Genomic DNA, 10,551 nt, shown 5'->3' on the forward strand with positions numbered 1-10,551 from the left:
TCGATTCCTGACAGCCCCCTTTTGTCATGCAGCGAAAGGATCGCCAGGAGAACAAGTTAGCCTCTCGACGCGCGGTCCTGGCAGATGCGGCCCGCCTCTTGCAGTAAGCCGAGGTGCGGACGTTACGGGAAGATCAGGCTGACGGCCTTTTATCAACCTGGAACGGCTGACCGTACACTGAGCTGACAACCGGCGTACGACGAGCTGGGGCGGCGGGGAATGGTCCCCGCCGTCTCTATTTTTGCTTCTGTTTCTCCCACGCTGCTCTTTCCCTCCTTCATCCATTCGCCCTTCAGCCCGTCAGATCCTGCAGGTTCATTGGCTCCCGTCTCCGCGGATGCTATGGTGGCAACGGCCCCAACAGCCGAGCAGCAAAAAGCGATTCCACGAAGCGGTTTGAGTGGCAGCCGAGCTCGCGACAACGATTCGCGCCATAGGCCGGATCGGAGCGCAAGAATGCCGGCAGGCGCGCACCGCGCCTGGTAAGGCGCGAGACGATCCTGAGCGGAGTCTTCTGGAGGTGGGTGATGATTGTGGCCGGGATGCACGCTCGAATGTTTGAAGGCGGGGTGGTGCGCGGGTTGGTTCTCCTGGCGGTTCTCGTCGCCGGAATGGGAGCCATCCATCCTGCACCCTCGGCAGCCGCTACCTCCACGAAGCAGGAGGTCTCCTTCCCGGCCGATGATGGCTGGATCATCCATGCCGATGCCTATGGTGCGGGGAGCAAAGGCGTGGTCCTGGTCCACGGCGGCCGCTTCACCAAGGAGAGTTGGGAGAAGCAGGCGCAGGCGCTGGTCAAATCGGGATACCACGTCCTGGCAATCGATATGCGCGGCTTCGGCAGCTCGAAGGAAGGGCCGGCCGCGCTCAATCTCGGCTACGGATCCCCTTTGGACGTTCTTGCAGCGGTCCGCTATCTGCGCGAGACCGGCGCAAAGAGCGTGTCGATCATCGGCGGCAGCATGGGAGCAAACGCCGCCACCGGCGCCTCGATCGAATCGCAGAAGGGAGAGATCGACGCCTTGATCCTGCTGGCGGGAGGCGAAGGCGGTCCCGCCGAGGAGATGAAGGGACGCAAGCTGTTCGTGGTCACGCGCGACGACGCCGGCCCCGCCGGCCCCCGCATTCAAAAGATCCGCGAGCAATTCGCCAAGGCGCCGAAGCCGAAGCAGCTCCTGATCTTGGAGGGCTCCGCTCACGCGCAGTACATCTTCGAGACCGACCAGGGCGACCGGCTCATGAAAGAGATCCTGCGGTTCCTAGCCAACAGGAAGACCTGACGTGCCGCAACCCGATCGACATTTCGTCCCGGCTCCGCCGCCGGCCCCGCTGCCTGGTCGATAAATACACCTCGTCAAGGTGGTACCATTCCGCCCGAAGCGGTGCGGATTCCCTGTTCCAAGGGAATCCGCCGCTCGTTGGGACGGAGCGTGGAGCCTTACACGCGGGCAGCTTTCCAGGCACAACGCGCGGCCCTGGGCAAGATCGGTTGGAAAGAGTCCCTCGCCCTGCTCGTAGTCAGCGTCGGGGGCGGCGTGGCGCAGCTCATCTTTCTGCGCTGGGCCGACGCCCATATGGCCAACGGCCCCAAGCTGCGGATCGCGGGCCCTGCCTTTCTCGTCTACATCGCCCTGGTCGCCATCCTGATGACGCAGCTCGTCCGGGCGAAGCTGCGCGCCCGGATTGCGTGCCCACAGTGCGGCGCGCCTTTGGGGGATGATTCGCTGCGCATCGCGGCCGCTACCGGGCGCTGCGACACATGCGGCGGTCAGGTCATTGCGCAGGAGCAGGGGAAGATCGCTTCCCCTTGAGCGGGACACGCCATTGCATACCGATCTCAGCCTGGTCACCACGATCGCCGTCAGCCTGGCCTTCGCTTTCGCCGGAGGGTACCTGGCGGTGCTGCTCCGGCTGCCGCCCCTGGTCGGCTACCTTCTGGCCGGCATCGCCGTGGGACCATTCACGCCGGGCGTCGTGGCGGACCGGGAAGTAGCGCCCCAGCTGGCGGAAATAGGCGTCATCCTCCTGATGTTCGGTGTCGGGATGCACTTCTCGATCGGCGACTTGCTGAGCGTGCGGCGGGTGGCGCTCCCCGGCGCCGTGGCGCAGATCCTTGCGGCTGTCGTGATGGGCGTCGCGGCGGCCGCCTTATGGGGATGGTCGGTGCCGGCCGGCATCGTCTTCGGCCTGGCGCTCTCGGTGGCAAGCACCGTCGTCCTGATCCGGGCCCTGGAGACCCGCAACCAGCTGGAGACCGAGAATGGGAAGATCGCGGTCGGCTGGCTCATTGTCGAGGATCTCTTCACGGTCCTGGCGATCGTCGTGCTGCCGGCGCTGGTGGAAGCAGGCAAGCCGCCGGGTAGCCTGGCCGAGGGACAGAGAGGCGTATGGGTCGATCTGGGCCTGGCCCTCGGGAAGGTGGCCGTCTTCGTGGTCTTCATGTTGATCGTCGGGCGGCGGATCTTCCCCAGGCTCCTCAGCCGCGTGGAAAGGACCCGCTCGCGCGAGCTCTTCACTCTCGCCGTCGTGGCGCTGGCCGTCGGCATCGCCTTCGGCTCCGCGGAGCTTTTCGGCGCTTCTCTTGCCCTCGGCGCCTTCGTGGCCGGCATGGTCATCAATGAATCGGACCTGAGCCACCGCGCGGCGAAAGATCTCCTGCCGCTGCAGGATGCTTTCGCCGCCCTGTTCTTCGTCGCCGTCGGCATGCTCTTCGATCCGGCGATCCTGGTGGAGCGGCCGCTCCAGGTCCTGGGGGTCGTCGCCATCGTGGTCCTGGGCAAATCGGCCGCCGCTTTCGGCATCGTGCTCCTGCTGCGCCGCGACCGCCACACGGCGGCGCTCATCGCGGCGGCCCTCTCCCAGATTGGGGAGTTCTCGTTCATTCTGGCGGGCCTGGGGATAGCCCTGGGCGCCCTGCCTCCGGAGGGGATGGGGCTGATCGTGGCTGGCGCGCTCATCTCCATTACGCTGAACCCGCTCATGTTCGCCGGCGTGGACCGATGGGTAACTGGCGGGGCCTCGGCGAGGCGAGCAGCCTGAGCATGCCCAACCAGGACGGGGCCGCGAAGGTGGCGACCGAGCGCGACAGGATCCTCCCGATCCTGCTGGCGGCGGGTTTCCTGCTGCGCCTGGCGCTCGCCTGGGCGCCGTTTTCCTACCTGGCGGAGCGTGGCCCTCTGATCGATGACGCTTTCTACTCCTTCTCCATCGCGCGGAATCTGGCTGCCGGGCATGGCCCGACCGCCGACGGCATCCATGAAACTTCCGGATTCCAGCCGCTGTACACCTTCGCGCTCGTGCCGCTGTACGCCGTCTCCTCGCCCGGCTCGCCGCTGCCGATCCATCTCGCTCTGACCCTTCTGGCGCTGGCAGGGGCCGCCTCGGGATGGTTCGTCTATCGCATCGCGCGCCGCGTCGCGACGCGCCGCGGAGCATTGTTCGCGACACTGCTCTGGTGCGCTTCCCCCTATTTCCTGTCCCAGGGAACGAACGGGCTCGAGACAGGACTTTTCGGCCTCTGTTTCCTGGCTGCGCTCGACTTCCATCTCGGCCATGCCCGCCCCGATCCGTCGCACCGGAACCTGGCGCTGCTGGGACTGTTGCTCGGGGTCACGGTGCTCGCCCGGGTGGACGGCGTCCTCCTTGCTGTCGCCATCGCCGCTGATTTCCTCCTGCGACGCGTATCGATCGCAAGCCGCCTTCGCCAGGTCGGCCTCGTCGCGGCGGTGGCGCTGGCGACGGTATCTCCCTATGTCGCTTTTCTCGTCTCGCGCTTCGGCGTCCTTCTCCCCGAATCGGGCAAGGCGGTACGCAATCTATCGCTGTTCTACGGCACGACCTTTGTCCTGGGACCGCGCCAGGCCTACTACTTTCCTCCCGACCAGGTCCCCTTCATCTATTACGTCGGGAGCCTGCGCAAGGCGGTACAGGTCCTTCTCGGACAACCGCTCCTTTTCCCCGTGTCGCTGCCGCTGTCGTTGGGAAGCGGGACTGTCTTCAGCCCCCAGAGCATGATCCTGGTCTTCGCCGGCGGGGCGCTCCTGGCGCTGAACCTTCTGTTCCTCAAGCGCCCGGCCGGAGCGGGGGATGATGCCTGGAAGGGATTCGCGCACGTCGGGCTCTTCTGCGCGCTGCTGTGGCTGCCGGCCTATGCCTTCGGAGTTCTCGGACAGTGGTGGTTCGAGCGCTACCTTTTCCCGCTCTTCATCCTGATGTCCCTGGCCTCCGCCCCCGCCCTGGAGCGTCTCTCCACCGGATGGGCGCCGCTGCGCCGCTGGGGATCGTCGCGGGTCGCCTTTCTGGCGGCCGCGCTGCAGCTGGCTTTCTTCGCCGGCCAGGTGCCGGGACACTTCATCCATCATCGCCCCTACGAGAATGTCTCCGAGTACATGAAAGCCGCGCGGGCGCTCGACGAGGCGCTGGCGCCAGGGAGCCGTGGAGGCGCCTTCCAGTCGGGGACGATCGGCTACTTCGCGCGGCATCCGGTCATCAACCTGGACGGCGTGGTGAACGGTAACGCCGCCGCCGCGCTGCGCGAGCAGCGGATCAGCGATTACATCCGCGAGGAGGGGATCGAAGCGTTGATCGATTGGCCGCAGTGGATCAGCGCGCTGTTGATTCGCCGCTCGCCGGCGGGGACCCCGCCGCTGGGACCGGCCCGGCGCGTCGGCGGATTCGTCCTGATCCGGGTGGAAGCTTCGGCGAATCAGACGGCCTCGGTGGATCCTCATCCACCAGCTCCAAGCCCGGCTCGGCCGAGGACCCTGTTGCGCCATCCCGGGGTCCTCTTCCTGGCCGCGACGCTCCTTCCACCTTCCTTCGCGGCGATCCATGCGGCAGCGCGCGAGGGGCCGCTCGTGGTCGGCCTGGATCACATCCCGGTGGCGGTTCGCGATCTCGAGGCAGCCGGCCGGCGCTATCGGCGATTGGGGTTCGTCCTCAAGCAAGGCCGCCCGCACGCCAACGGCATTCGCAACCTCCACGCGAAATTCGCCGACGGCTCGGAGATCGAGCTGATCACCGCCGATCAGCCGCGCGATGAGCTGTCGGGAGAGTACCGGCGGCTGCTCTACGAAGGCGAGGGTCCGGCATTCGTCGCCCTCTACGCCCCCGATCCTGAGGCGCTGACGCACCGGATCGTGGCGGTCGGGAAAGCGTATGGACGGAGCGAAGGACTGCTGACGTTCCCGCCGTCCGACCCTCTACGTTATCTTTTCTTCGGGTCGCGCAATAAATCTCCCACCGATCGCCCCGAGCACTTCGAGCATCCCAACGGCGCCGAGGCGTTGATCGGGGTCTGGCTGGCGGCCGAGAACTTCACGCGCGAGCGTGCCTTGCTTGCCGCGCTGAACGTGCCGGTTTCGGAGCAGGAGGTCCGCGTGCCGGAGCCGGCGAGCGTGCCGGTGGGAAAGCTGCGCGAAGGGGAGATTCTCTTCCTGCCCGGCTCGCGTCGCATCCTGCCGGGACGCAGCATCATGGGTGCGACGGTGCGCGTCCGCGATCTCGATATGGTGAGAAGAGCACTGACCGAGGGCGGAATCAGCCCCGATTCTCTTGTCCAGCCGCCATCGGGTAGAAGCCTGCTCCTCCCGCCTGAGGTCGCCCTCGGAATGTGGCTGGAGTTTCGCGTCGAACCTGCATCTCACCCCTAGTCGAGTCCTTCAAGTCCTGCCAATTTCCCGGGGGAGACTCGGCCCGGGCCATGGCTGATGGTATGCTGCTCCACGACCGGCCGCGGGCGCGCATGCATCTCCTTAGGAGTTGACTCGTGGCAGACAAAGCGTTGCGCATCAAGGTCGCCGAGGCGATCCAGCAGGACGTGGGACAGGGAGTCGTCCGTCTCGGGGCCCGGCACCTCGAGGAACTCGGCGTCGAGCAAGGAGGCGTGGTTCAGGTGCAGGGGAAGCGCCTGACCGCCGCCATCGTGCTGAGTGCTCATCCCGCTGATGAAGGGATCGAAGTCGTCCGAATGGACGGGCTGATCCGCTTCAACGCCAAGGTCGGCATCGGCGAGACCGTCGAGATCGGCAAGGTCGAGTGGAAGGAAGCCAAGAGCGTCGTTCTGGCGCCGGCACGAGAGGGATTACGCCTGGAGGGTCCCGGCGAGGCGCTGCGCATGACGCTGCTGCACCGCCCCCTGGTCGAAGGGGACCTGGTTTCCACCAGTGTATTCCGCCGCCAGCCCCAATCGGTTCCACCCGGAGCCTCGGCCGATGAGGTCATGAGAGGCCTCATGGGCCCGGCGTTCGGGCTCATGGAGATCCGCCTGGTGGTGAGCGACACGGCGCCCAAGGGGATCGTCCAAGTCACTGATAAGACCCGGATCGAGCTTCTGCCCGAGTACACCGCCCAGGAAGGGCGGCCGTCCCGCCTCGTCACCTACGAGGACATCGGCGGCATCCGCCCGATCATCCAGAAGATCCAGGAGACCATCGAGCTTCCCCTGAAGCACCCGGAGCTGTTCGCGCGCCTCGGGATCGAGCCTCCCAGCGGGGTCCTCCTGCACGGGCCGCCGGGGACCGGCAAGACGCTGGTGGCCCGGGCGGTGGCCAACGAGTCCAACGCCCATTTCTCCGCCATCAACGGGCCGGAGATCATGGGGAAGTTCTACGGCGAATCGGAGGAGCGGCTGCGCGGCATCTTCGAGGAGGCACAGAAGAACGCGCCGGCGGTGATCTTCATCGATGAGCTCGACTCGATCGCCCCGCGCCGCGCCGACGTGAGCGGGGAAGGGGAGAAGCGCATCGTGGCTCAGCTCCTGACGCTGATGGATGGGCTGAAAGGGAGGCGCAACGTCATGGTGATCGGCGCCACCAACCGGGTCGACGCCATCGACCCGGCGCTGCGGCGCCCCGGCCGCTTCGATCGCGAGATCGAGATCCGCATTCCGGACCAGGCGGGCCGCCTGGAGATCCTGCAGATCCATACGCGCGGCATGCCGCTGGGGAAGGACGTCAGCCTGTCGAGCCTGGCCGAGCTGACGGTGGGCTTCACCGGCTCCGACCTGGCGCATCTGACCAAGGAGGCGGCGCTTGCCACGCTGCGGCGCCTGATGCCGACGCTGAGCCTGGGAGAGGACAAGACGATCCCCCCCCAGGTGCTGGAGAAGCTGGAGGTTCGCCGCAAGGACTTCGACCAGGGGCTGCTGGAAGTCCAGCCCTCGGCGCTGCGCGAGATCGTCGTCGAGATCCCGAAGGTGCGCTGGGAAGAAGTCGGCGGCATGGAAGAGGTGAAGCGCGTCCTGCACGAGATGGTCGAGCTGCCGCTCAAGAAGCCGGAAGCATTCGGCCGTCTGGGGATCCGCGCCCCCAAGGGAATCCTCCTGTACGGGCCGCCCGGCACCGGCAAGACGCTCGCCGCCAAGGCGGTGGCGACGCAGGCGGGGGCCAGCTTCCTGTCGGCCAAGGGAAGCTCGCTGCTGTCCAAGTGGTACGGCGAGTCGGAGAAGAAGATCGCGGAGTTCTTCCAGCGGGCGCGACAGGTCCCGCCGGCCATCATCTTCTTCGACGAGCTCGACTCGCTGGCGCCGATCCGGGGGGGCTCCTTCGGCGAGCCGCAGGTCACCGAGCGGATCGTCAACCAGATCCTGTCGGAGATGGACGGGATGCAGGAGCTCAAGGGAGTCGTGGTCCTGGGGGCGACCAACCGGCCCGACAGGATCGACCCGGCACTGCTGCGGCCGGGACGGTTCGACGAGCTTATCTACGTGAAGGTCCCCGACACGGCCGCGCGCGTGGAGATCTTCCGGGCCCATACCCACGGCATGGCGCTCGACCCGGACGTGAATGTAGAGAAGCTGGCGGAGATCACCGATCGCTTCACCGGGGCCGACATCGCGGGGGTCTGCATGAAGGCGGGGCTGTTCGCCCTGCGTGACAATCCCGAGGCCCGCTCCGTCACCCAGGAGCACTTCCTGCGCGCCGTCAAGGAGACGATCCCGTCCGTGAGCCCCGAGATGGAGCGCGAGTACGAAAAGCTGGCCCGCACCGTCAAGCAGCAGGCCGGCCGCATCGGTTTCCTGGGTGGCCCTCCGGAGCCCGCTTCCGGCGACGGCAACGGCCGGACGAAGGAAGAGGAGAGCCGGAGCAGCGCCGCGGCAGACTCCAACAAACCCAGGCGCCCTTCTACGAGGCCGCAATGAGCGATCCCGAGGTCATTCTGAAGCGCTTCGAGACGCCGGACGAAGTCCGGGACATGGTGAAGGGACGCTTCGAGATCGTGCGGCTCGGCGGCATGACGATTGGGCGGGCGACCTACGAGCCAGGCTGGAAATGGTCGGAGCACGTCGGGCCATCGTTGGGCGCGACGCACTGCGACGTGGAGCATGTCGGCCTGGTGGTCCGCGGCACGGCTGCCGTCGCTTTCGCCGACGGCCGGGTCATCGAGCTGCGGCAGGGGATGCTGTTCCACGTGCCGGCGGAGCCGCACGACAGCTGGGTCGTCGGAGATGAGCCGTACGTCTCGCTGCATTTTCTGGGAGCCGATCACTACGCCAAGTGATCGCTCCTCTCCAATCGATGGTTGAAGAATGAGTAACTCGCCTCCCATCGATCCGGGCGTCGACATCGGCCACGTTCACCTCAAGGTGGCCGACCTGGACCGGGCGCTGGCCTTCTACTGCGGAGTCCTCGGCTTCCAGCTGACCCAGAAAATGGGGCCCGGCGCCGCCTTCGTGAGCGCCGGCGGGTACCATCACCACATCGCCCTCAACGCCTGGGAGAGCCGGGGCGGCTCGCCTCCGCCTCCCGGCACGACGGGGCTCTATCATGTCGCCATCCGCTATCCCGATCGCCGCACCCTGGCCGACGCCCTCGTCCGTCTGGAGCAGGCCGGCATCCCCCTGGAGGGGGTCGCGGACCACGGTGTGAGCGAGTCGCTCTACCTGCGCGACCCCGACGGCAACGGGGTCGAGCTCTATCGCGACCGCCCTCGCGAGGAATGGCCCCGCACGCGTGACGGGGGGCTCGCCATGGTCACCGACCCTCTCGATTTGCGCGGGCTGCGAGCCGAGGCGACCCGGACTTAGCACCCCTACGGGAGCCGCAGGTTTTTTCCCCCGGCTACTACGTACAATCCTGTAGTTCACTCGTGCATTTCCATCTGTAATATGTTCACCTGCCATCATCGATCTGGACGCTTCTGATCTACAGATTGTTAAGGACGCAGTAGCGACCCCAGGCCCGGTCCAGGCGATCGTTTGGGAGTTGTCGTGCCCGATCTTCAACAGCGGAAGACCCCCAGAAAAACCCGCTCCAGGAAGCGGGGAACATCCCTGGCTTCACCGCCCCGACCTGAAACGCTGACCGCTTCCGCAGTCTCTCCAGCGAAATCCCCCGAGCCGCAGCGCCTCACGGCGGACCTCTCGGCTCGTGCCGCAAATTTTATCGACGAGGCGCAGCCGATGAGCACTCATCCTCATACACCCCTTCAACCCGAAGGTCTTCTGCCGGCGACCGATCCGCCGCTCGATCTGCACGAGCTTCTCAGGGTGCTCCAGGCGGTCCGTCGCGGAGACTTCTCCGTGCGCCTGCCCGGGAACTGGGTCGGGCTGAACGGCAAGATCGCCGACACCTTCAACGAAATCGTCGCCTCCAACGAGCGCATCGCGGAAGAGCTGCGCCGCGTGGGACAGGCGGTGGGCCGCGACGGCAAGATCCGGCAGCGCGTCGAGTTTGGGCGTCTGCCCGGCTCCTGGCGCGACATGGAAGGGTCGGTCAACACTCTCATCGAGGACCTCATCTACCCGGTGACCGAGGTGACCCGCTCGATCTCGGCGGTGGCCCAGGGAGACCTGCTCCAGACCCTGCGCCTGGACATCGACGGCCGCCCGCTGCAGGGAGAGTTCCTGCGCTCCGCCACGATCGTCAACACGATGATCCAGCAGCTGCAGGTCTTCACCTCCGAGGTGACGCGCGTGGCGCGCGAGGTGGGCACCGACGGCAAGCTGGGGGGCCAGGCGAAGGTCCGCGACGTCAGCGGCGTCTGGAAGGATCTCACAGACAGCGTCAACTCGATGGCCAACAACCTCACCGCGCAGGTACGCAACATCTCCGACGTGACGATCGCGGTCGCCAGCGGCGACCTCTCCAAGAAGATCACCGTCGACGTGCGCGGCGAGATCCTGCAGCTCAAGGAGGCCATCAACACGATGGTGGACCAGCTGCGCTCCTTCGCCTCGGAGGTGACGCGCGTGGCGCGCGAGGTGGGCACCGAGGGGAAGCTGGGCGGCCAGGCGATCGTCCCGGGCGTGGCCGGGACCTGGAAGGACCTCACCGACTCGGTCAACGCCATGGCCGGCAACCTCACGGGACAGGTGCGCAACATCGCGGAAGTCACCACCGCCGTGGCGCGCGGCGACCTGTCGCGCAAGATCACGGTCGACGTGCGCGGCGAGATCCTGGAGCTGAAGAACACCATCAACACCATGGTGGATCAGCTGAACGGCTTCTCCGCCGAGGTGACGCGCGTGGCGCGCGAGGTGGGCACGGAGGGCAAGCTCGGTGGTCAGGCCACGGTGCCCGGCGTGGCCGGCACCTGGAAGGATCTGACCGA

The 10,551-nt window shown here is 66.6% G+C and carries 7 protein-coding genes and 1 pseudogene; all 8 read left to right on the forward strand.

The window, feature by feature from the left end:
- Nucleotides 1-554: 554 nt before the first annotated feature.
- On the forward strand, nucleotides 555-1,280 hold the full coding sequence (locus VFW45_03875; protein ID HEU5179906.1) for an alpha/beta fold hydrolase: 726 nt from the start codon (nucleotides 555-557) through the stop codon (nucleotides 1,278-1,280).
- A gap of 150 nt (nucleotides 1,281-1,430) precedes the next feature.
- Nucleotides 1,431-1,811, forward strand: a complete 381-nt coding sequence (locus VFW45_03880; protein HEU5179907.1) for a hypothetical protein — start codon at nucleotides 1,431-1,433, stop codon at nucleotides 1,809-1,811.
- A gap of 13 nt (nucleotides 1,812-1,824) precedes the next feature.
- A pseudogene (locus tag VFW45_03885) lies at nucleotides 1,825-2,997 on the forward strand (cation:proton antiporter).
- 2 nt (nucleotides 2,998-2,999) lie between these two features.
- Nucleotides 3,000-5,651: a glycosyltransferase family 39 protein gene (locus VFW45_03890; GenBank protein HEU5179908.1), complete on the forward strand. Its 2,652-nt coding sequence runs from the start codon at nucleotides 3,000-3,002 to the stop codon at nucleotides 5,649-5,651.
- 116 nt (nucleotides 5,652-5,767) lie between these two features.
- Nucleotides 5,768-8,140 (forward strand): CDC48 family AAA ATPase, encoded by a 2,373-nt coding sequence (locus tag VFW45_03895; GenBank protein HEU5179909.1) that lies wholly within the window; start codon nucleotides 5,768-5,770, stop codon nucleotides 8,138-8,140.
- On the forward strand, nucleotides 8,137-8,499 hold the full coding sequence (locus tag VFW45_03900) for a cupin (GenBank protein ID HEU5179910.1): 363 nt from the start codon (nucleotides 8,137-8,139) through the stop codon (nucleotides 8,497-8,499). The genes VFW45_03895 and VFW45_03900 overlap by 4 nt, the downstream gene beginning before the upstream one ends.
- Nucleotides 8,500-8,527: 28 nt before the next feature.
- Nucleotides 8,528-9,025 (forward strand): VOC family protein, encoded by a 498-nt coding sequence (locus VFW45_03905; protein ID HEU5179911.1) that lies wholly within the window; start codon nucleotides 8,528-8,530, stop codon nucleotides 9,023-9,025.
- A gap of 375 nt (nucleotides 9,026-9,400) precedes the next feature.
- Nucleotides 9,401-10,551: HAMP domain-containing protein (locus VFW45_03910; GenBank protein HEU5179912.1), on the forward strand; the 1,151-nt coding region annotated here is incomplete at its 3' end.

The sequence above is a fragment of the Candidatus Polarisedimenticolia bacterium genome, from assembly GCA_035764505.1.
Classification (GTDB): Bacteria; Acidobacteriota; Polarisedimenticolia; order Gp22-AA2; family AA152; genus AA152.

Excerpts from the sequence above, each read along its gene's own strand:
- VFW45_03875 (HEU5179906.1), top strand. The coding sequence starts at position 555 with ATGTTTGAAGGCGGGGTGGTGCGCGGGTTGGTTCTCCTGGCGGTTCTC.
- VFW45_03890 (HEU5179908.1), top strand. The coding sequence starts at position 3,000 with ATGGGTAACTGGCGGGGCCTCGGCGAGGCGAGCAGCCTGAGCATGCCC.
- VFW45_03900 (HEU5179910.1), top strand. The coding sequence starts at position 8,137 with ATGAGCGATCCCGAGGTCATTCTGAAGCGCTTCGAGACGCCGGACGAA.
- VFW45_03905 (HEU5179911.1), top strand. The coding sequence starts at position 8,528 with ATGAGTAACTCGCCTCCCATCGATCCGGGCGTCGACATCGGCCACGTT.